This window comes from Lacrimispora sp. 210928-DFI.3.58 (assembly GCF_020554865.1).
Taxonomy (GTDB): Bacteria; Bacillota; Clostridia; order Lachnospirales; family Lachnospiraceae; genus Enterocloster.
On the sequence record NZ_JAJCIC010000048.1, the window covers coordinates 1 to 21,022 of the forward strand.

19 protein-coding genes are annotated in these 21,022 nt (G+C 51.5%); 1 reads left to right on the forward strand and 18 read right to left on the reverse strand.

The genetic code is table 11. The annotated features are described in order from the left end of the window. Nucleotides 1-126: 126 nt before the first annotated feature. From LIZ87_RS19705 to LIZ87_RS19750, 10 genes are all read right to left on the reverse strand, one after another. The gene (locus LIZ87_RS19705; protein WP_227148918.1) at nucleotides 127-2,373 is read right to left on the reverse strand and encodes an RNA degradosome polyphosphate kinase; all 2,247 of its coding nucleotides are present in this window, start codon (nucleotides 2,371-2,373) and stop codon (nucleotides 127-129) included. 1 nt (nucleotide 2,374) lies between these two features. Beyond that, the gene (locus LIZ87_RS19710; protein ID WP_178314383.1) at nucleotides 2,375-3,940 is read right to left on the reverse strand and encodes a Ppx/GppA phosphatase family protein; all 1,566 of its coding nucleotides are present in this window, start codon (nucleotides 3,938-3,940) and stop codon (nucleotides 2,375-2,377) included. 177 nt (nucleotides 3,941-4,117) lie between these two features. Then, the gene (locus tag LIZ87_RS19715; protein WP_178314385.1) at nucleotides 4,118-5,389 is read right to left on the reverse strand and encodes an ATP-binding protein; all 1,272 of its coding nucleotides are present in this window, start codon (nucleotides 5,387-5,389) and stop codon (nucleotides 4,118-4,120) included. A 21-nt stretch (nucleotides 5,390-5,410) separates the two neighbouring features. Beyond that, nucleotides 5,411-6,547 (reverse strand): prephenate dehydratase, encoded by a 1,137-nt coding sequence (gene pheA / locus LIZ87_RS19720; protein WP_178314387.1) that lies wholly within the window; start codon nucleotides 6,545-6,547, stop codon nucleotides 5,411-5,413. Between the two features lie 366 nt (nucleotides 6,548-6,913). Further along, entirely contained in the window at nucleotides 6,914-7,657 is a 744-nt protein-coding gene (locus tag LIZ87_RS19725) for a lysophospholipid acyltransferase family protein (RefSeq protein ID WP_227148919.1), read from the reverse strand. Nucleotides 7,658-7,722: 65 nt separating this feature from the next. Beyond that, the gene (locus tag LIZ87_RS19730; protein ID WP_227148920.1) at nucleotides 7,723-8,217 is read right to left on the reverse strand and encodes a putative ABC transporter permease; all 495 of its coding nucleotides are present in this window, start codon (nucleotides 8,215-8,217) and stop codon (nucleotides 7,723-7,725) included. A 223-nt stretch (nucleotides 8,218-8,440) separates the two neighbouring features. After that, nucleotides 8,441-9,871 (reverse strand): cardiolipin synthase, encoded by a 1,431-nt coding sequence (gene cls, locus LIZ87_RS19735; protein ID WP_178313348.1) that lies wholly within the window; start codon nucleotides 9,869-9,871, stop codon nucleotides 8,441-8,443. A 32-nt stretch (nucleotides 9,872-9,903) separates the two neighbouring features. Then, the gene (locus LIZ87_RS19740; RefSeq protein WP_178313355.1) at nucleotides 9,904-10,341 is read right to left on the reverse strand and encodes a type IV pilin protein; all 438 of its coding nucleotides are present in this window, start codon (nucleotides 10,339-10,341) and stop codon (nucleotides 9,904-9,906) included. 31 nt (nucleotides 10,342-10,372) lie between these two features. Then, nucleotides 10,373-10,732, reverse strand: a complete 360-nt coding sequence (locus LIZ87_RS19745; RefSeq protein WP_178313350.1) for a type IV pilin protein — start codon at nucleotides 10,730-10,732, stop codon at nucleotides 10,373-10,375. A gap of 22 nt (nucleotides 10,733-10,754) precedes the next feature. Then, nucleotides 10,755-12,428 (reverse strand): GspE/PulE family protein, encoded by a 1,674-nt coding sequence (locus LIZ87_RS19750; RefSeq protein WP_178313352.1) that lies wholly within the window; start codon nucleotides 12,426-12,428, stop codon nucleotides 10,755-10,757. A gap of 143 nt (nucleotides 12,429-12,571) precedes the next feature. On the opposite strand from LIZ87_RS19750, the gene LIZ87_RS19755 reads away from it, so the two are divergent. Continuing rightward, nucleotides 12,572-13,090, forward strand: a complete 519-nt coding sequence (locus LIZ87_RS19755) for a prepilin peptidase (protein WP_227148921.1) — start codon at nucleotides 12,572-12,574, stop codon at nucleotides 13,088-13,090. Here the strand turns inward: LIZ87_RS19755 and LIZ87_RS19760 are convergent. The 8 genes from LIZ87_RS19760 to clpB all read right to left on the reverse strand — a co-directional run bounded on the left by LIZ87_RS19760 (nucleotide 13,070) and on the right by clpB (nucleotide 20,822). After that, nucleotides 13,070-13,753 (reverse strand): hypothetical protein, encoded by a 684-nt coding sequence (locus LIZ87_RS19760; RefSeq protein WP_178317345.1) that lies wholly within the window; start codon nucleotides 13,751-13,753, stop codon nucleotides 13,070-13,072. The genes LIZ87_RS19755 and LIZ87_RS19760 overlap by 21 nt on opposite strands. Continuing rightward, nucleotides 13,731-14,267: a PulJ/GspJ family protein gene (locus LIZ87_RS19765; protein WP_227148922.1), complete on the reverse strand. Its 537-nt coding sequence runs from the start codon at nucleotides 14,265-14,267 to the stop codon at nucleotides 13,731-13,733. The genes LIZ87_RS19760 and LIZ87_RS19765 overlap by 23 nt, the downstream gene beginning before the upstream one ends. A gap of 13 nt (nucleotides 14,268-14,280) precedes the next feature. After that, nucleotides 14,281-14,592 carry a type IV pilus modification PilV family protein gene (locus tag LIZ87_RS19770; protein WP_227148923.1) on the reverse strand — a complete coding sequence of 104 codons (312 nt, stop codon included), beginning with the start codon at nucleotides 14,590-14,592 and terminating at the stop codon, nucleotides 14,281-14,283. Further along, complete coding sequence (gene gspM, locus LIZ87_RS19775) at nucleotides 14,576-15,136, reverse strand: type II secretion system protein GspM (protein ID WP_227148924.1); 561 nt, start codon at nucleotides 15,134-15,136, stop codon at nucleotides 14,576-14,578. Before gspM ends, LIZ87_RS19770 begins: the two co-directional genes overlap by 17 nt. Further along, nucleotides 15,133-16,554 carry a hypothetical protein gene (locus LIZ87_RS19780; protein WP_178314645.1) on the reverse strand — a complete coding sequence of 474 codons (1,422 nt, stop codon included), beginning with the start codon at nucleotides 16,552-16,554 and terminating at the stop codon, nucleotides 15,133-15,135. Before LIZ87_RS19780 ends, gspM begins: the two co-directional genes overlap by 4 nt. 11 nt (nucleotides 16,555-16,565) lie before the next feature. Further along, a complete protein-coding gene (locus tag LIZ87_RS19785; protein WP_227148925.1) occupies nucleotides 16,566-17,750 on the reverse strand; it encodes a type II secretion system F family protein in 1,185 nt (394 codons plus the stop codon). A gap of 93 nt (nucleotides 17,751-17,843) precedes the next feature. Next, on the reverse strand, nucleotides 17,844-18,026 hold the full coding sequence (locus LIZ87_RS19790; protein ID WP_178314641.1) for a DUF4250 domain-containing protein: 183 nt from the start codon (nucleotides 18,024-18,026) through the stop codon (nucleotides 17,844-17,846). 204 nt (nucleotides 18,027-18,230) lie between these two features. Then, on the reverse strand, nucleotides 18,231-20,822 hold the full coding sequence (gene clpB, locus LIZ87_RS19795; protein WP_227148926.1) for an ATP-dependent chaperone ClpB: 2,592 nt from the start codon (nucleotides 20,820-20,822) through the stop codon (nucleotides 18,231-18,233). Nucleotides 20,823-21,022 lie beyond the last annotated feature (200 nt).

Here is a 21,022-nt window from a genome sequence, read left to right on the forward strand (position 1 = left end):
CCGGGCGGATTCCAGACTTGCACTGGTTAGAAACGTGCGCCGCCAGGCGCACTACCATAAAAAACAGCCGCCCGGCTGGCAGCAGTATATGCTGCGCTCCTGGGCGGCTGTTTTTTCGATATGATATTAGTTACTGCTCTCAATCGGCTTAAAGATCCTTGTGACCGAAGGGTCATCTGTTCTCCTATGCTCCTTCGCCAGATCCATGGCCTCCCTGCAGAACTGCTCCTGGGAATTTACCAGGACCTTGCCCCGCTTGTCCTCCTTTTCATAGGTGCCGTCAGGCTGGAGCATGTGAGCCTTTACGTTGTCCTCCAGCTCTACCTCCAGAATGTGGATGACCTGCTCCTTGAGCTTCTCGTCCTCCACCGGGAACATGATCTCCACACGGCGGTCCAGGTTCCTGGGCATCCAGTCAGCGCTGCCCATGTACACCTCAGGGCTGTTGTCATTTAAGAAATAGAAGATCCTGCTGTGCTCCAGGAAATTGCCCACAATGGAGCGCACCGCAATGTTTTCGCTTAAGCCCGGAACACCTGCCTTTAAGCAGCAGATGCCTCTCACCACCAGCTCGATCTTCACACCTGCACAGGAGGCCTCATAGAGGGCTGTGATGATCTCCTTGTCACAGAGGGAGTTCATCTTTGCCATGATATGGCCCGGCCTGCCCTCTCTTGCATGGTCCCGTTCCCTGCGGATCATCCGAAGGAACCTGTGGCGCAGCCACAGGGGAGCCACGGAAAGCTTGTTCCATGCCAGAGGTTCGGAATAGCCCGACAGCATGTTGAACACAGCCGTAGCATCCTCCCCGATCTGGGGATCGCAGGTCAGGATACCGCAGTCTGTATACAGCTTTGCGGTGGAATCGTTATAGTTGCCTGTGCCCAGGTGGACGTAGCGGCGGATGCCGTCCTCCTCCATCCTCACCACCAGTGTGATCTTGCTGTGGGTCTTTAAGCCCACCAGACCATAGATCACGTGGCAGCCTGCCTTCTCTAACATCTTTGCCCAGTTGATATTGTTCTCCTCGTCAAAGCGGGCCTTCAGCTCTACCAGGACGGAAACCTGCTTGCCGTTATCCGCTGCCTCTGCCAGAGCTGCGATGATGGGGGAGTTGCCGCTGACGCGGTACAAGGTCTGCTTGATCGCCAGCACATCCTTATCCCTGGCGGCGCTGCGCACAAAGTTTACTACAGGATCAAAGCTCTGGTATGGATGGTGCAGAAGGATATCGCCCTTTCGGATATTGGTGAAAATGTCGTCCTCGTTCATCAGGGCCGGTACCGGCTGAGGCGTATACTTTGCCGCCTTAAAATACTCAAAGCCGTCTAAGCCGTACATCTTCATAAGGAAGGTCAGGTCCAGGGGGCCGTTGATGCTGAAAATATCCTGGCTGTTAATGGAAAGCTCCTTTTTCAGGATCTTGAGCAGGCGCTTATCCACATTGGACTCGATCTCCAGGCGGATGGCCTCTCCCCATTGACGCTTCTTCAGCTGCTTCTGGATCTCCTCCAGCAGGTCAACCGCCTCCTCCTCGTCAATGGTCAGGTCTGCATTTCTCATAATGCGGAAGGGATGGGAGGCGATAATGTCGTAGTTGAGGAACAGGGATGGCATATTACGCTCAATGATCTCCTCTAAGAGGATGACCACGCGCTGCTCCGTTCCGTCCTCTCCCGTCTCCCTGGGAAGCTCCACGATCCTTGGGATAACGGAGGGAACCTGCACCATGGCAAATTCAAGCTCCTCCTCTTTTTCATTCTTTTTCTTTAAAAGGGCGGCAATGTTCAGCGTCTTATTCCTGATGAGAGGAAATGGCCTGGAGGAGTCAAAGGCCATGGGCGTCAGCACCGGGTATACGTTTTTCTGGAAATAGGCGTCAATGTAGGCCGCCTCCTCCTGTGTCAGCTCCTCGTGCTCCATGATGATCCGGAGGCCGTTCTGGCGAAGGGCAGGCACAAGGGAACGGTTGTAGGTGGAATACTGGGTCTCCACCAGCTGATGCGTCTTCTCGCTGATACGGTCAAGCTGCTCCTGTGGAGTCAGCCCTGCGATATCAGGCTTTGTATACTTTGCATGGACCATATCCTTTAAGGAGGCCACGCGCACCATATAAAATTCATCCAGGTTGGATGCGGTAATGCTCAGGAATTTCAGCCGCTCAAAGAGGGGAATGGCCTTATCCCTTGCCTCGCTGAGCACCCTGTAGTTAAATTCCAGCCAGCTGAGCTCACGGTTGACATAATTGTCCGGGTTGGCAGCAAAATCGATCTCTGCCGCTTCCGTCCCGGCTCCGGCTGTCTTTGCCTTTTCTGTCTTTGTCTTTGGCCCCTTTGCTTTTACATTCTGGGCCTTTGCTGCTGTCTCTGCCATATTACACACTCCTCTTCTGCTTTAATACTGGCCTGATCCCAAATATTTCCTCAAAAAAGTCGGCTTTCTGCTCAAATGACGTGCGCTCCAGCGTCAGATCCCCCTGATAGCCGGTGGTGATGACCAATTCATTGTCCCGCACTGCCATGCGGCAGTCTGCGAGCTTACCTCTGTGGCTTCTGTCCATGGAATTGGCCAGGCGCAGGATGGCTGTCAGCTTTGCGATCAGTATGGTGATCGCATTGCGGCTTAAACCGGAGGGATCCTCCTCATGTATCTGTGTCTCCAGCTGTACCATGTCATAGTCAAAGTCCCTGATATTATACCGGACCACATTGGCTATGATCTCACGCTCCAGATGGCTTAGGCCTATGATCTCTGTTGACATGATGATGTTGTAGGAGCACTCATTGGAGTTGCGGATGCTGATAAACTTGCCGCAGGCGTGCAGCAGCACCGCGATCTGCAGAAGGAGCCTGTGCCTGTTTTCCAGGCCGTGGAACTTCTTCATATTATCAAATATCTTCAGGGCATACTCCTCCAGGGCCTGGTTATGGCTTGTATGGCATTTGTAGCGCTTTGCCATATTTCTGGAGGCTGCCAGGATATCGTTCTCAAAGTTATGACTGAACTTCACCAGTTTGTTGTCGTCTGCATACTCTGCCGCAATGCCGTCACAGAGGCGTATGCCTGCTGCCCAGAAAAGATCCGCTCCTGTGATCTCCAGTATCCGGTTATACACTGCTATACTCGGCAGAAGAAGGGAAGCGTACTCGCTGTTGACCCCAAAGTACTCCTCGATCTGGTCTGTGCTCATATGGCTCAGCCTGTCATAGAGCTGGTGCATCGTGGCGGCATCTATTTTGTCGCTCATATCTTTTAAGCCCATACGCCGGATCACATAAAGGATATTTTCCCCGATGCCGATCAGGTTAGCGACCTGCCTGTCCTTTAAATACATTTTCCGGAAGGTAAACAGCTCATTGTCAACGACCTCTTCTATCTGCTCCTTATGTCCCCTGACAGTGGAAGGGATCTTCGACAGCATGCTGCGGATGCGCATGGTCCCCAGAGGCAGGTTCTGCGTTGTCACAAGGGCATCCTTGTCAAACAGGGACAGCTGGGCGCTTCCAAAGCCCACATCCACAATAGCAGTTCCCTTCTGGATGATCTTTTCAAACTCAGCGGCCTTTGATGCGATCGCCTTGTAGCTGATAAAGCGCTGCTCGGAATTGCTGATAATGCGTACATTGAGGCCTGTCCTCACCCGTATCTGATCCAGAATGATCTGCTTATTCCTGGCCTCCCTCAGAGCGCTTGTGGCATATGCCCTGTAATCCTTCACCTTATAGGTCTTCATGATCTGGACAAATTCGCTTAAGACCCCGCACATCTCCTCCACCAGCTCATAGCTGATCTTTCCCTGGCTGAAGCTGTCCCTTCCCAGGGCGATCACATGGCGGATATGGTCAACACACCGGATCCCTGTCTTATAGGATATCTCATAGATTCCCATTTCCAGCTCAAATGAACCTACATCAATTGCCGCAAACATACGAATCGCCACTTTTTTCCCTCCTTTTACCCCTGATGTACTCCCGGAGTCTCTTTGTGCCCGATTTTGTGAGATGTACATCCTAATTATAAAGGCACCGGGATTTCTTTCCATACAATCCAGGTAAAGTGTATGTAAAATCCCGGTAAATCGTTACTATGAAAGTCCTGCCGCCGGATCCATACAGTTTTACTGCCTTGTCCCCAGCAGATGTGTGATAAACTGGGTAGCGGTGCGGCCCGACAGGCCTCCGTGGCTCAGCTCCCACTTGTTGGCTTCTGCATAGAGCTCCTCCTCCGGCATATCAAGTCCATATCTGTCTGCCAATGCCTTTACAATGCCTTTAAACTCGCGCTTATCCGGTGAGCCGTAGTAGATCGTCACGCCAAAGCGGGCTGCCAGGGACAGCTTTTCCTGCACCGTATCATTGTTGTGCAGCTCGTCATCCAGCTCCCTCTTGTCGCTGAATTTCTCCCGTATCAGATGGCGGCGGTTGGAGGTGGCATAGATCAGCACATTATCCGGCCGTTTCCCCAGGCCTCCCTCCAATATGGCCTTCAAATACTTATACTCCAGCTCATAGTCCTCAAAGGAGAGATCATCCATGTAGATGATGAACTTGTAGTTCCTGTCCTTTATCTGCTCCAGCACATCAGACAATGACTTAAACTGGTGCTTGTACACCTCAATCATACGCAGGCCTCTGCTGTAATATTCATTGAGAATGGCCTTGACACTGGAGGATTTTCCTGTGCCTGCATCTCCGAAAAGGAGTACATTGTTGGCCTCCTTTCCCGCCACAAAGGCCTCTGTATTTTCGATCAGCTTCTTTTTCTGAAGCTCATAGCCCACCAGATCCTTAAAATACACGTGCTCCACATTAATGATGGGGTCAATGACCGCGTTCTGGCCGTCCTCCCTGTCAATGATGCGGAAAGCCTTGTTAAGGCCGAACTTGCCCACGCCAAATTCCTTATAAAAGTCCACTACATGGCCCTGGAACTCCTCCACATCCTTTGACTGCTCCAGCTGTACTGCAAGGCTTACGATGCGGTCACGGATACGGCGGTTAAATACACGGCTCTCCTTTTTGGCAGGGCGGTAGCAGGCAGCCTCCTTCCACAGCCCGCTGGGAGCAAGGCTTAAAAGATCAAAATCAAACAGGTCCTTGAAGATGGTATAGTCGTTCTTTGCCAGCAGGTCAATGGAGCCTCCCGCTGCCCCTGTGATCTCACAGGCTGTGGTATAGGCATTTTCATTGTTGGCAAGGCAGAATGCCAAAAAGCAGTGCCACAGATTCCCCTCAAAGCCGTATTTGGCAGCCAGCTCCACAAGCCCGCCCACACAGGCAAAGGCATCCGGCCTTTCCTCCTTTTCTGCCAGCCCCATAAGACAGGCCATATCCTCAAACAGCTTTCTGTATTCTAAGTTCCGGTATATTACAAGTCCATTGATGTTCATGATGGTATCTCCTTGCTGTCCTTAATAATTTCCTAATATCCGCAGGCTGGCAGCCTCCTTGGAGATGCCTGTCAGCGCGTTCTGTATGGCCTCGTCGCTTAAGGAGCCTTCTGCATCCACAAAGAAACGGTATTCCCAGCTGCGCCCCTCTATGGGCCTGGACTCGATCATAAGCATGTTGACGCCGTTGTAGATCAGGTTTCCCAGCATGTTGTAGAGAGAGCCGCTCTTGTGTGCTCCCTCAAAGCAGATGCTCACCTTAGAGGCATCCTTTCTGTAGATTGGAGTTCTTGCCAGGATGATGAACCGGGTCGTATTGTTCTTGTTGTGGTTAATGGAGGGCTCCAGCACCTTCAGGCCGTACAGCCTTCCTGCGATCTCGCTTGCAACTGCTGCCTGGGTGACATCCCCTTCCTCCAGCACCTTCTTTGCTGCTACAGCCGTATTCTCCATGCTGACCTGGCGCCATTTCCTGTGGGCATTCAGATACTGGGAGCACTGCATCAGGGCCTGGGGATGAGAGTACACCTGTCTGATATCCTCTAACGATGCTCCCGGCAGCCCTAACAGGGCGTGATTCACGGGAAGCTGGGTCTCTGCCACTATGTAGACATTGTGCTTTACAAGAAGATCATAATTATCGCTGACTGCGCCTGCAGAAGAGTTTTCAATGGGGAGCACTGCGTAATCTGCCCTTCCCTCTTCCACCTCCACCATGGCATCCTCCATGGCAGCCACATGGTACACCTGGGCATTTTCGCCGAAATACTGGAGAGCCGCCCCATGGCCATAGGAGCCCTCCACTCCCTGGTAGGCGATCTTCACGCCATTCCTTTTTAACTCATCTACCATCGTAAAGCCTGTATCCAGGTTCTTCCCATTCTGGGCCAGAAGACGGTACTGGAGCCTGCGGCTGATGGTCATGATCTGTGAGAACAGCTCATATACTCCCTTTTTGTTAAACTCTCCCTCTGCCATGTCCATGAGGGCATTCAGCTTCTGCTGCTCTCTTTCCCCATCATAGACAGCCTTGCCCGTGCCGATCTTAAATGCGGCCACATCCCCGCAAAGCTGCATCCTCTTTTCAAAAAGCTCCAGTATCTGCCCGTCAATGGTGTCAAGCTGGCCTCTGATCTCCTGCAAATCCAGATTTTTCATATGTTCCTTTTCTCCATCCTGTATTTTACTATGAAAGTCCGCCGCCGGACAGGCGGCATGTATTCAGGTATGCCAAATGCGTCCACCAGACTTTCGTAGTGTGGTGGCGCGTCCGCCCGCTGGACGCATGTAGGTTTACTATGAAAGTCCCGGACGGCAGCCGTGAATGAGCCATGCTTGCATGAGCGAGCTCACGGATATCGGACGGGCAAGCCAGTATGAGCAAAAAAGCCGCACGAACGAAGTGAGTGGGGTGATTTGCGAATACTGGCGGCGATTGCGGGAGTGCGTCAGCACGGAGCAATCGACTTTCATGCATGGTGATGCCTGCGTCAGCAGGCATGTCCGTTTCATGTCATATAATGCTTATGCCTGCTCCCTGCGGATCTCCTTCAGCATGGAAATGATGATATCCCTTATATAAGCGCCCGAAAACTTTCTGGCATCCCCTTTTAGCTCCTTGATGTAAACGGGCTCTCCAAAGCGGATCACCACATGGCTGGGCCGGATCCAGGGAATGTGCGTTTCAAAGACCTCCGCTGTCCCGCTTATGGCCACAGGGATCACCGGACAGCCGCTCTTTTCTGCGATCTTTAAGCTGCCCTCACGGAAGGGCAGCAGCTCTGTGCAGTCCTCATTTTCACACCTGGTCCCCTCAGGAAAGATCCAGAGGGATATGCCGCTTTTCACCTTTTCGATCCCTTCCAGTATGGTTTTTAAGCCCTCCTTGATATTCTGCCTGTCCAAAAACAGGCAGTTCACCAGCTCCATCCAGTCCCGCAGAAGAGGCCAGCGCTTCATCTCCTTTTTTGCCACAAAGCCTGTCGGCCCTGGGAGCACTGCGTAACCCACCACAATATCAAAATAGCTCCTGTGATTCCCCACATACAGCACCGCCCTGTCCATTGGTATATGTTCCAGCCCCTGAACCTCGTATGTAATTCCGGCCAGTCTTATGATCAGCCTGAATACTCCCCCCACGATCCTCTGGGATTTCTGACGGGCAGCCTGAGGATCCGTCTTCTGCAGCTCCCTGAGCTTCCATACCATGGGTATGGAGAAGATCAGGAACAGCACTATGGTGGATGCCACCAATATTAACCGTATCATTTTCCTTCTCCTTTTGTATTCGTTATCCATTTATTATATAAAAAGAACCGCTCAAATACAATACCTTAAACCGCTCTTTTAGCCGTTATAAATTCAAATAAAAGCCCTGTAAAAAACCACAGTGGGGCGAATTTTAAGCGTATCACACCGTTCACATTATCCGGCCATGCAGAGTAATCCCAGGGGCACATATGACGGCTTGTGAGCCATATCCCTGTGATATATTCGGCTGTAAAGATCAGCACCATATAGATCAGTCCATGGCGCAGAAGCCTCGCCGCCTCAGGAAGCCTTTCCCTTCCCGCCCGCGGAAAGCCCGGAAGCCCCGTAAGCCACTTATCCAGAAAACAGCTTATGGGAAAAAGAAAAGCTCCCATTCCATAAATGGGAAACATGATAAGAGAGGTATGGCCCATCAGAGTGGGATCTCCCGCCATAATAGAATCCACGGAGGTGAACATGACCTCCAGGCACCAGCCGGCAATGCCGCACCGGCAGAAATTAAGAAGAAGGCGGCGCAGCCGGCCTTCCATATTGGTTGTATTTGCATGTGTCATCATAGGCATTAGTATGAACGGCCCCCGGCAGCTTTTATGCGCTTCCAGGGGCATTTCCAAAAGTTTACTATAAAAGTCCGCCGCCGGATAGGCGGCATGTATTCAGGTATGCCCAATGCGTCCACCAGACTTTCGTGATGTGGTGGCGCGTCCGCCCGCTGGACGCATGTAGGTTTACTTTGAAAAGTACTGACCGGAGCAGCTGACTTTCATGTACTGTGGCGGCCTACAAAAGGGGTGACAGCAGGCGGCTGCACTGCTCCCTCACCCGCAGCCCTAAGCTTCTGTTCATATACTCCTCTTTTTTCAGCTCCCGGCAGTGGGGAAGGTCATCCATAAAGGCCTTCTCCAGCTCCCCGGCTGTCCCTTCATCATATATGATGGCATTCACCTCAAAATTCAGTTCAAAGCTCCGTATATCCATGTTTGCTGTCCCGTAGCAGGCCGCTCTTTGGTCTATGGTGACTCCCTTTGAATGCAGGAAGCCATTTTCATAAATATAGACCCTTGCCCCATAGTCCAAAAGCTCCCCTGCAAAGGACAGGGTAGCCCAGTACACAAAGGGATGATCCGGCTTGCAGGGTATCATGAGCCTTACATCCACGCCGGAAAGCGCCGCGATCTTCAGAGCGGAAAAGATGGCATCATCCGGCACAAAATAGGGTGTCTGTATATAGATATGGTGTTTTGCCATGTGGAACAGCTCCAGGTAATTGTCCCTGATATGGGGCTGCCTGGTGTCAGGCCCGCTGGCAATGATCTGCATATAGACAGTGGAAGCCGGCTCGGCATAGGCCTCAAAATATTCCGCATGCTTAAACAGGTTCTCCCCTGTGGCATAGTTCCAGTCCAGGGCAAAACGTATCTGCAGGCTTACCGCGGCCTCTCCTGTTATCTTCAGATGGGTGTCACGCCAGTATCCGAATTTCGGTTCCTTTGAGATGTACTCCCTGCCGATATTAAAGCCTCCCACAAAGCCCACAGCACCATCGATCACCACGATTTTCCTGTGGTTCCGGTAGTTGACGCGAAGGTTCATCCAGCCCAGGAAGGGAGGAAAAAATACGCCTGTCCGTATGCCGGCCCCGCGCAGTTCCTCCCAACGGCTCTTCGGCATAAAGCGCCCGCCCATTCCATCGTAGAGTATCCTGACCTCCACTCCTTCCCTCGCTTTTTCCATGAGTATGGGCACAATGGAGTCAAAGACCTCATCATTTTTTATAATGTAATATTGTATATGGATAAAACGGCGGGCCCTTCGCAGCTCCTGCCTTAGGGCTTCAAATTTTTCCCTTCCGTCTGTGTAGATCCGGACGCGGTTCCTGTAGTTTAGAACCGCTCCGGAGGTCTCCAGATTATAGAGGATCAGGCTTTTAAAATCCCTGGACATGGGGTCCATCATTTCCTCCGGCATGTCATCAGAGCGTATGCTTTTTTCCTGCTTCCTGATCGGTATGTTCAGCCGGTCGCTGACCTCCTTTATCCGGAACATCCTGCTTTTTTTCAGATCCTGACCAAAAAGGAGGTAGAACAGGATACCGAATACCGGAATGAAATTCAGCGCCAAAAGCCAGGTCCAGACGCTTTTGGGATCACGGCGCTGGAAGAAAATGATGATAATGGAAAACAGAAGGTTGATATAAAAAATGACCGCCATATGCACCGCCCTCCCTGCTCTTCTCTGCCGGATCACCTGCCTGTTACATCTTCTATGGTCCTTGTTCCATCCTCTTCAATGTCGATCCTGATCCGCACAGCTTCGTTGTCATATACCAGCTTCTTTAATGTTCCTGATTTTACGTCCACTTCAATGGATGCGATCCTGGCGTCCTTCTGCCCGCCTGATATATAGTCCTTTAAAACACCATTCGGATCATTCAGATTTGTCTCCATCAGCTTGCGCAGCTCCTTGGGCTCCAGATCTCCCTTCTCCTTCTCGTCATCCAGGTACCGCTGGACGGCATCTGCCGCCTCTCTTGCCTCCACCATGGCGGCGGCTCTTCGGGTTCCCTGAATGTAGGATGCCATATGGGGAACTGTGAAGATCATGAGCACAGACACGATCGCCATCACTGCGATCAGCTCCACAAGCGTAAATCCTCCTTGTAATCTTGCTCTTCGATTCATATTCATTTTATACTATCCTATTATACATATATCATTCACCAGTTACAATATTCCCATTTCCGCTTTTGCCTGGGAATTCGGCTTTGTAAAGGGTACCGTTTATCTTTCCCTCCCACGTTGCTGTATCACTCTCCTTATCATAATAGTATTCTTCTGTCTCAGAAGGCTGCATTACGCCTGCATCCAGCATATCCTGCTGTGCCTTTCCCAGGGTATAATTGGATCTGGCATTGGAAATGGCAACCTGACGTGCTGACTTCATCTGGATATTACGATAGGAGGGTACTGCAATTGCCACAAGGATTCCCATGATCGCAATCACACAGATAAGCTCTACCAGAGTAAAACCTCCATTATGCCTTTTGTTCCTTTCTTTTTCATTTGTATTCATTCTTCCTTTTCCCCTTTCCTCATTATTCTGCATAATAGACCAGCCGTTTCGCTTCCTCCCACCCTGTTTCGCCATCCAGAACCATTTTCAGCACATACTCTTTTAACGGTTTTATCCCCCGTTTTTCCTGATGATTTTGGATTTCTTTTACAGAAGCCTGGGACATGATCAGATTTTTCAGCTGTTCATCTGCTTCCATGATCTCATACACAGCTCTCCGGCGGATGTATCCTGTCCCTTTGCAGCGGGGACAGCCGGTGGGGCTCCACAGCATCTTTGGCTCCCGGATGCCGGAGAGATGGGCGAGCTCTCTCTGGCTGCGGTCCAAGGGCACCTGCTTTCTGCAGAAGGGGCAGAGGACTTTTACCAGCCTCTGAGCCACCACTCCCGTCAGGGAGTCAGCGATCATATAGGGAGGAACGCCCATGTTCCTCAGCCTGTCGATCACAGACGCACAGTCATTGGTGTGCAGGGTAGAGAGCACAAGATGGCCTGTGATGGCTGCACGGATACCAATGGAGGCCGTCTCCTCATCCCGCATTTCTCCTACCATGATGACATCCGGATCCTGCCTTAGGATGGAACGCAGGGTCTTAGCAAAGGTAAGCCCTGCTTTGGGATTCACCTGTACCTGTGTGACGCCCTCTATCATCTTCTCCACAGGATCCTCCACTGTCACTACATTGATCTTCTTGATCGCCATACGGCTGAGCGCCGCATAAAGGGTGGTGGTCTTTCCGCTTCCTGTAGGCCCTGTCACCAGGATCATGCCGTAGGGCGCAGACAACATTTTTTCAAAAATAGCTGCCTGCTCCTTCTCCATGCCCAGGCGGTGCAGGTCCATAAGAGCCAGATCCCTGTTGTTCCCCAGCAGACGGAGCACCACCTTCTCTCCGTAGATCGTGGGAAGAGTGGAGATCCTTAAGTCCGTGGAAACGTCTCCCTTTTCATAGTGATATTTGCCGTCCTGGGGCAGCCGCTTTTCCGCGATGTCCATGCCTGACACCAGCTTGAGCCTTGTCACCATAGGCCTGTGGTAACCCGGATCCAGTACCTTATGGATAACCAGGTCACCGTTGATACGGATCCGGATAGTCAGCTTCTCCTTTCCTGGCTCTACATGGATATCGCTGGCATTTTCCCTGTAAGCGGCCTCTATGATCTCGTTTACCAGGCGGACAACAGGGGCGCTCTCCACCCGCTCCCGCAAAAGCAGTTCCGTCTCCCCGCTGCCTGCGATGCCGTCCTCCCTTGCCCGGTCACTGCTGCCATAGACGGTCCTTATGGCGGTGTCCAGCTCCTTTGCCAGAACAAATACCGGCTTTACCCTCATGCCCGTCAGGGTTGCCGCTTCTTCTGCAATATCATGATCCAGAGGAAAGGAGAATGCCAGGATCAGCTCCTCCTCCTTCACCCCTATGGGAAGCACACGGTTCTTCTCTGCAAATACAGCAGGCAGAAGAACGGATGCCTTCTTATCCGGTATCCTCTGTGCCAAATGCATCACCGGTATGCCAAGTCTTGCGCCCTCACATTCTATCAGGGCTTCCTCCGTTACATATCCCAGCTCCAAAAGAAGCCCAGGGACAGAGGTTTTGGGATTGCGCTCCTTTATAAGCAAAATGCGGTTTAACTGGTTTTCTGTCAGGTATCCCTTCTCCACTAACAGCCCTTCCAAGGTTATTTTTTCCGGCACTGGTTGTCCCTTCCTTTCTTCTGTGCTATACTATGAAAATCCTGCCGCCGGATAGGCGGCACGAAATTCAGGTATGCCCAATGCGCCCGCCAGGTTTTCGCGGTGCGGTGGTGCGTCCGCTGCCGGGCGCATACAGGTTTACTATGAAAAATTTTGAGGTGAACAATATGAATTACATTTATACTCCTGCCCATTCCTGCATCCTTTTCTCCCTGTTTGCCCTGCTGCTCATCGCGGCCGCCTATTCTGACATCAAGACCATGCGGATCCCGGATGTCATTCCCGCTGTGATAGCCGCCATATCCCTTCTGTCCCTGCTCCTGCACAAGGGGCCTGCTTATCCCTCCAGACTGGCCGGGGCCATCTTCTGTCTCATTCTGTTGGGCACGGTCAGCCTGCTCACGGAAGGCGGAATTGGAGTCGGTGATATCAAGCTCATGACTGCCAGCGGCCTGTTTCTGGGTCTCCACGCTTCCATTCTCTCCATTTTTATGTCCTATATTACAGCTGGCCTGTGGTATCTCATTCCCCTTATACGCGGTAAGGTCCATGGACAAACTCCGGCTCCCATGGTGCCTTTCTTCGCTCCTGCCCTGATCATCTGCGGGCTCTGGTACCGTGAGATACTGGACGCTTATTTCTCACTCACCGGGATGATCTGATCCTTCTTCCTCTTCATAGTACCTGTATACACCATTCCCGGTACGGTAAAATGCGGCAGCCTCACAGGCCTCTGACCAGGAGCCGCCCTCCGGAGGCGGGATCTCTATGCGGTCTCCTGACTTGTTGTCGAAGAGGATCTGGGCGGCCAGGGAAATGTGATATCCGCTGTACGTTACCACCGTGCGGACAACTGCCTGACCTTTGGCCGGAACAGCCTTTAAGGTGATCTCCACCTCCATGTCCTTTTCCTCATGTTCCCCATGTCCAACGGCTGTGTATTCCTTCTCTCCCAGGCGCTCCTTTAGCAAAAGCTTCCAGTCATACCCGTATTCGCCCTCATCCTCCGTGTCCTCCCCATCCTCCCCTTCGGACTCTTCCTCCTCCATGGCTTCCATTTCTTCCCTGATCTCACCGCAGTCCTCCTCAAACATGTCCCAGATCTGGTCCATGGCCTCTGATTCCCCGCAGCTCACAGCCTCGCAAAAGGATTGGTGGATGGATTTTGCCGCTGTCCTTGCTTCCCTGTATTTCCTGGTTCTCACCATATATCTCATGTTATGATCTGCCATGCACATGTAGCCCACAGAGACCACAGACAGAAGGGCTACCATGAACACAACGCAGATCAGAGAACTTCCTTCATTCCTCTTCCCATTCCTCATCTGTCTCCTCCCCGGCACTGTAGGTACTGTACATGGAGGAAAACTCTGCCTCCCGGCGGTAGATTTCCTTTCCATCCTCCATCACGCGCATCACCACTTTTACCTGTTCTCCTGAGGTCCCTGAAAAATCAAGCTCCAGCTTCATATCACCCTGGCTTCCGGTTTCCAGATCCTCTGCTTTTATGCGCTCCTTTGGTTCAGCCTTCCGTGACCGCCTTATTTCCCTGCCGTTTTCCGTTTCAGGCAGCCTTTCTGTTTTTACAGAAAATGCCAATTCTTCCGGTCTGAATGGATCCACATAAAATCCATAGCCAAAACATATCCTCTTCTCCAAACTGTCATAGGCGCCAGAGCACATGCGCATTGCCTGTATTTTCTTGTCATACTGGTAATAGAGCTTCATCTGTCCCATCAGAAAGCTGATTGAAAATATCCCGATCACGGCTGCAATAGATAAGGCGATCACTACTTCCAAAAGCGTAGCACCACTGCTCCCTTCCATCCATCTGTCCATTCACAGTCTCCCTTCATCTATGCCTGTAGTAATCCTCCCCGCTCCCCGGTGTACGGTATTCCTCAAATACCTCAACAGCCTCCATGGTATCTCCTTCCTCCTGGTCCTCTATGGTGAAATACACCTTCAGGAGGCTTTCTTTCAGACTTCCCTCCTCTGCCAAAAGCTCCTCCTCCGTCCAGGAGTTCTCCAGCTTCATACCTTCCAAAAGGGCTTTCCCTCCAGCGGCTGCTGCTGTGATAAACCCCAGTGTTACCACCAGCAGGAGAGCTGTGCTGACGATCACTTCGATCATAGAGAAACCGCCATTATTCTGTCTGTACATAGTAATACGCTACCTCCACAACGCCCTTTAAGCTTCCCTCTGCCTCCTCTATATTTAAATGGCTGAGATAGAGGCTGCGGGAGGTCCTCTCTATTTCCTCTGAAAACATTCCTATACTGCCTGTTCCCGGACATTGGATCTCCATTGCCACTGTGACTTCCATGATAGAAGGACCTGATGGCCCGTCCGCATCATCCAGAGACTCCTCCGGCTCATACCAGATCTCAGGCTTTCCAATCTCCATGCGCAGGATTTCTATCCCTGCTTTTGATGCCGTTTCCTGGAGCATCCTGTCTATCTGGGCACATTTCATATCATGGTAGAAAAATTCTGTGTTTTCTTCCTCTTCCCTCAAGGCCTCCAGGCGCTCTGTATATAGCTCAAGCTCTGCCCTGCGGCTCTTTGCATTTTCCAAGGCCTGTTCTGCCTGGGAGACCTCCTCGAAAACAGGCAGTATGAGCAGCCTGAGAAACAGACACCACATGACCACGATCCCCAGAAGCCCCAAAAGGACCTGCTCCCTAAACGTCAGCTTGCGTATCATGGCTCCCCTTGCCCTCCCTCCGCTGTATCCTGATCTAAAACTGCATAAAGGATGGCAAGGCAGCGGGTGTTCCCCTCCTTCTCTGCCATTTCCCATGCATTATGGCCCACCTCTTTAAAGATTCCCGTACTCCGGATGCGTTCCTCCAAAGCCGGTATCTGGGAGGGCTTTTCTGCTGACAGAGTGACTTCCACCAGCGCCTCCCGACTGTCATAGCTCAGGGCATCTATCTTCATTCCAGACTCCAGTGAATCAGAAATTGCCTGTATATACTCTCTCTTTAATATGCCTCCATTTTCCTCAGACAGCGCTCTGCCTGCCCTTCTGACTGCCAGAAGAGCCTCCGTTTCATCGTGCAGCACCTTCCCATAAAAGTCTGCACCTTCCGCACCGCCCGCAGCAAACGTAAGCAGGTCTGTGCTGTGCCTCAGTTCCTTTAGCTGGAAATAGGGAAACAAATACAGACAGAGAGCGATAACAACATTCAGAAAAAACAGGCAGGCATACACCTTTCCAAAGGACAGCCTGAGATTTCTCCTTCCTCCCGGCCTATTCTTTATCAGCCGGTCTGAAAAATACACCTGTGAAGATCTGTTCCTCTTATAGACCATTTCCTTTTCCGGCTGGATCACACGGCAGGGAAGCTTTAAGGCCCGGCTCAATTTTTCTGCCCCAACTGCCGGATCCCCAATGCCTTCTGTTCTCAGAATGACAGCTTTTGGCAGGGAGACATGCTCCCGGTCCTTCATTTCCCGGTATATTTCCCTCGCCCATTCTGCCATTTCCTCCCAAAGGCAGTCCTCCGCCTGAAGGCGTATAAACTCCAGAGGCTTCATGGCTAAGACGCGGTGGGAAATGCAGTGTCCGCTCCACAGTCCATAAATCCCCATATGTTCCAGGCCTATTTCTGCAAAGAGAACGGACTCTTCCTTCCACCAAAGCCAGGCCACCTCTGCAATACAGGAGCTGCGCACGATCACCCGGTCACAGGAAATGCCGGCCTCTGCCAAGGCTCCTGTCAGCTCCTGAAGCTTCCCTCTGTCTATGTAATATACGGTTGCATGCACAGGATTTCCCTTTTCGGCGCTGTACACATCTACTGCAGTCAGGGCGTCCTCCCTGCACAAGCCCTCTGACACCAGGCGGTTTCTCGCCATAGCCTCCAGCTCGCCCGGGCCGGCACCCGGAAGTGTCATGAAGGCAGAGCGCACCGGGGCATCCAGGACCAAGCTGGCCTTCTTTCCCTTTAGCCGGTATTTCACTGCGAGCTTTTTCATACTCTCTCTAAGCTTCCCATCCCCGGCCTCCATCTCTCCTGACCAAGCGATCCTCCGCTTCCTGCAAAGCAGGGAATATGTGATCGCCCGGTCTTTCATATAAGATAAATGACTGCCCCTCAGGCTGATATAATGCTTCATTCCATTCCTCTCTACAACATAGACGAATACATGGTGAACACAGGTATCATAACTGCCAGGACCATACTGCCCACGATCAATGCCATGATCAGTATCATCCCAGGCTCCAGCAGCGCTATCATCTGCTCGATCGCTCTTTCTGCCTCTTTTTCATAATGCACTCCTGCTTCCTTCAATACCCGCTCCAGGGAGCCGGATTCCTCGCCGGAAGCTGTCATGGCCACAAAAACCGGATGAAAGATCCCTGAGGCCTTCAATGCCTGGGAAAGAGTCTCTCCTCTTTTCAGCCCTTCCGCCGCCTCTTTCAGGCATTTTCTCACAAAGGTATTATCCATCATCCTTCCTGCCACATCCAATGCCTCCAAAACTCCCGTTCCTCCTCCGTAGAGGACCGCAAAGGCGTTGGCAAAACGCGATGTGTAAATAGTCTTTATCAGCTTTCCAATGATAGGGATATAAAGTATGGTCCGGTCTGATTTCAGGCGTACCGAAGGAATCGTAAGAACACCCATAGACAGGGCGGTCAATAGAAAGATTATTATGATGTATAGGAATCCATAGGCACATAGATTTGATCCTGCATCCAGCATGAGGCGGGTGAACCAGGGAATGGGCTGTCCTTCCAGCATATTCTGAAATTGGGGAAGCACTGTTGTCAGCAAAAAGAAGGATACCGCAATCGTAACAGACAGCAGGATCAGGGGATAGGTCATTGCCTCACGCACTTTTCCGTTAAGCTCCTCTTCTCTGCTGTAGTAGTCTGCCATTTTATCCAAAAGCTCATCCAGCCTCCCGCTGGACTCGCCTGTCTTTACCATGTGCACGAGCAGGTTCGGAAAGCTGCCGGATATGGTTTCCATTGCTTCTGAAAATGTCAGTCCTTTTTGAATGCCTTCCCGTATTTCTGCCAGCGCCTCTTTTAACTGCCTGTCTCCTGCATTCGCACAGCAAATATCCAAAATATGGAAAATGGGTACTCCCGCTGACAGCATTACTGACATCTGCCTGCATAGAGGAGACAGATGCTTTGACTTGATGGACGCATGACGGGATACCGCTTCCTCACATGCCTTCCAGCTGCAGCAGAACAGTCCTATGCTGTCCAGATATGTTATGAGCGCCCTGCTGTCTGAGGCCTCGATCACTCCGCGGTGTACCTTTCCATCCATGCTTCTGGCCTTATACCTGTACCGCATACTCATCCTTCCCTTCACTTTTCCTAAAATTGGAAAACGGCTTCATCTGATGCTGCTCAGATGAAGCCGGCTTTTAGAAATCCTGTATATGGTTCATGAACGGAAGCAATTCTGGTCCGCTTCATAGGTATAGCCAATGCCAGACAACACGTCTACCACCGTAGATACGTCCACATCCAGCGCATAACACATTTCCTCCAGAGAGTCATAATGATCACGAAGCTGGGTGTTTACATAACTTAACAGCATATATGGATCTTTCGGAATGGTACTCACGACTGCTACCTGCCTTTTTCTTCTATCTTCATCCGTTTCTTGCAATTCAGCAGAAACGATTATAACACCTGCAACACCCGTTTTCAACATAATTTTGTGGTATTTTCACCTTTTTCTAAGTGTTGGCATGAATTTTCTGAATTATATTTCAAATAATGAAATTATCAGATTTTATTCGGACAGCATCTGCAGAGGCTGTCATTCTCACTCCACATATGCGATCAGGCGCTTTCCATCCTCCGAGAGATCGATCACAATATTGCTTCCCTCTCTCACTCCATCTCCCAGGATCAGCTTAGCTGCCAGTGTCTCCACGTACTTCTGCAGATACCGCTTCAATGGACGTGCTCCATATACGGGATCATATCCATTGTCCGTGATATAGGCTTTGGCCGTGTCTGTCAGCTCAATGGTGAGCTCCCTGTCAGAAAGGCGCTTATTCAGATCACGGATGCACAGATCCACAATGCGTCCAATATTCTCCTTTGTCAAAGGCTTAAATAGGATGACCTCATCCAGCCTGTTGAGGAACTCCGGCCTGAAATGGGTCCTTAAGTCGTTCATAACAGCCTTCTCTGCATCCGGCAGAATATTTCCATCCTCCCCAATACCGTCTAACAGGTACTGGGAACCGATATTGGAGGTCAGGATAATAATGGTATTCTTAAAGTCCACCGTACGTCCCTGGGAATCTGTGATGCGCCCGTCGTCAAGCACCTGAAGGAGCACATTGAACACATCGGGATGCGCCTTCTCCACCTCATCAAACAGGACAACGCTGTAGGGCTTGCGGCGCACGGCCTCTGTCAACTGTCCGCCTTCATCATAGCCCACATAGCCTGGAGGCGCTCCGATCAGACGTGCGACGGAGTGCTTCTCCATGTACTCACTCATATCGATACGCACCATGTTGGACTCATCGTCAAACAGGGACTCTGCAAGTGCCTTAGCAAGCTCTGTCTTGCCTACGCCTGTGGGGCCCAGGAACAGGAAGGAGCCGATTGGCTTCGAGGGATCCTTGATCCCTGCTTTGGAACGGATGATGGCCTCTGTCACTTTCTCCACGCCTTCATCCTGGCCCACTACCCTCTTGTGGAGCACTTCATCCAGATGGAGGGTCTTGCTGCGCTCGCTCTCTGTCAGCTTTGCAACAGGGATACCTGTCCACTTTGATACAATGCGGGCGATCTCATCCTCTGTGACACTCTCATGGACAAGGCTTAGATCTTCCTTTTTCACCTTTTCCTCTTCTGCTGCCAGCTCTTTCTGCAGCTGCGGCAGCTTTCCGTACTGCAGCTCTGCCGCCTTGTTCAGGTCATATTTCTGCTGGGCATCCTGGATCTCGCGGTTTACGTTCTCGATCTCCTCGCGCAGGCTGGAGAGGCGGTCCACACTGGCCTTTTCGTTCTCCCACTGGGCCTTTTTCGCTGCGAACTCATCGTGGAGCTCCGCCAGCTCCTTCTGAAGGTCTGCCAGACGGTCCTGGCTTAAGCGGTCTGTCTCCTTCTTCAGGGCAGCCTCCTCGATCTCCATCTGCATGATCCGCCTGGACATCTCATCCAGATCCGCCGGAAGGGTATCCAGCTCTGTCTTGATCATAGCGCAGGCCTCATCCACCAGGTCAATGGCCTTATCCGGCAGGAAACGGTCGGAAATATAGCGGTCAGACAGCATGGCTGCGCTCACCAGGGCGGAATCTGTGATCTTTACCCCGTGGTAAACCTCATAGCGCTCCTTTAAGCCGCGCAGGATGGATATGGTATCCTCCACCGTGGGTTCATCCACCATAACAGGCTGGAAACGGCGCTCCAGAGCCGCATCCTTTTCAATGTACTGACGGTACTCATCCAGGGTGGTAGCGCCAATGCAGTGAAGCTCGCCTCTTGCCAGCATGGGCTTTAGCATATTGCCGGCATCCATGGATCCTTCCGTCTTTCCTGCCCCCACAATGGTGTGGAGCTCATCGATGAACAGGATGATCTGGCCGTCGCTTTTCTTTACTTCTTCCAGGACAGCCTTTAAGCGCTCCTCAAATTCTCCCCTGTATTTGGCACCTGCCACCAGGGAGCCCATATCCAGGGCAAACAGCTTTTTATCCTTCAGTCCGTCAGGCACATCTCCCCGCACAATACGCTGGGCCAGGCCCTCCACCACTGCAGTCTTACCTACACCGGGCTCACCAATGAGCACCGGATTATTCTTCGTCTTTCTGGACAGGATGCGGACCACATTTCTGATCTCGCTGTCACGTCCGATCACAGGATCCAGCTTCTGGTCCCTGGCCCGCTCTACCAGGTCATAGCCGTATTTCTGGAGGGTGTCGTAGGTAGCCTCCGGGTTATCACTCACCACACGCTGGTTTCCCCTTACAGTAGAAAGAGCCTGCAGGAACTTCTCCCTAGTAATGTTGTAGAGCCTGAACAGCTCCTTTATCTCCCTGCTGGGGTTCTTAAGCAGAGACAGGAAAAGATGCTCCACAGACACATACTCATCGCCCATGGCCTTTGCCTCGTCCTCGCCTCCCAGCAGGACTTTATTCAGATCACCGCTGATATAAAGCTGTCCGCCTCCGCTTACCTTCGGAAGCTTTTCAATGGCCTTTTTCGCCTCCCCTACAAACATCTCACCCTGGATGCCCATCTTCGTCACAAGCTTCAGGATCAGACTGTCATCCAATGTCAGAAGGCTGTACAGCAGATGGGGCTCATCGATCTGCTGGTTTCCATATTCATAAGCCAGCTTCTCACAGTTTTGTACTGCTTCCATTGACTTCTGCGTAAATTTATTAATATTCATCACCCATTCCCCTCTCTTTCTGCCTGCCGCTTACCGGCTCGGCCATGGAATTGTGCTTTGTTTTCCTTGTTCTAGTCGTACTATAACACGCTTTGTTAGCACTGTCAAGAGATGAGTGCTAACTTTTTTATAAAATCATAGCCGCGGTTAAATGAAAAAGTAATTGCAAGTTTTGCCATCAATAAGCCCCTTCTATTGCG